This is a genomic window from Paenibacillus sp. P4_A7 (assembly GCF_056402455.1).
Map to the genome: position 1 here is coordinate 1 of NZ_JBFUHJ010000809.1, position 1,119 is coordinate 1,119.

2 protein-coding genes are annotated in these 1,119 nt (G+C 37.6%); both read left to right on the plus strand.

The window, feature by feature from the left end; translation table 11 throughout:
* Positions 1 to 284: hypothetical protein (locus AC1DWN_RS34180; RefSeq protein ID WP_477563253.1), on the plus strand; the 284-nt coding region annotated here is incomplete at its 5' end.
* A 219-nt stretch (positions 285 to 503) separates the two neighbouring features.
* The gene (locus AC1DWN_RS34185) at positions 504 to 1,004 is read left to right on the plus strand and encodes a hypothetical protein (RefSeq protein WP_477563254.1); all 501 of its coding nucleotides are present in this window, start codon (positions 504 to 506) and stop codon (positions 1,002 to 1,004) included.
* Positions 1,005 to 1,119: the final 115 nt, after the last annotated feature.

Genomic DNA, 1,119 nt, shown 5'->3' on the forward strand with positions numbered 1-1,119 from the left:
ACTCATATGGTTTGGAAGTGACAGTAAGACCATATGATAAACTGGCTTCGTTGATGGAGATACAACAGAATACGSTATTCCGAAAAATGCAATTTAGAGGCGGMAGCTCAGMAGGTATTTTAGAGCCAGGAAAAGAAGCATCTTTTCATGCTGAATTTCAATTTAAGGAAAACGTCGATGTTGGAAAAGTAAARTCAACTTCACTTGAAGGTGTWTTACTYATACTAGATGGACCARAGGTTATTGCTGAAATACCGTTAGCAGATAGCCTAAATAAAAAATAGATATTCTCAATTAAACTTTGAATAGCCACAGCCACCTGACAGGTGGTTTTTTTTATTGTCTGATGTTGCACTAACGAGGAACTCGTTTCGCGGGCAACACATCTGCGATACATAGGATTGCAGTAAATCATTAAGCTAACGGGCAGTAATCTTGAGTATAGGTTAGTTGTAGCCTTAATGGGGATATTATGTTATATGCCCGTTGATTGGAGTGTAACTATGGGAAAAATCGGAATAAGTGTTATGATGTTGATTTGTCTAACATTCAGTAATCCACTGCTACCTCAGTTAAATGCTAAAATGTCTGTCATCTCACCTCAAGAAATGATTGATAGTTCAGACCACATAGTCGTTGGAATTATTAAAAAATTGGATTACATAGAAAAACACAGGGAAGTTACAATCACAATTGATGCTGTTTTAAAAGGAAAGATAAATCAAAAAGAAATTGTCTTGAAGCAAGACATTGATGTGATGCATAAATGGGTCACTTTCGATTTTCCTGAAGAGGGAAGTAAGGTGATGGTGTTGTTAAGAAATTCAGCGGAAGGTTATGCCCCTAGATATGCAAATAGTGTTTGCGTCATCCATAAAAACAGAATTAATTTATATGAAGGTATGGGATTTGGAAATTGGTTGCCTAGAGATTATGAAGAGACCTATCAAGTCTTTTATGAAAATGCGGTAACTACACGATTAAGCTCCCTTGGTACGATATGATTTTCTCACGAATGCTCGCTTATTCGCAGGATTTCGCCCGGTTGGTTAAAGATGAAAGACAAAGAGGGGGACTCCGTATTAGACTTCGGCAACATGAAGGCGCACGGGAATAGAG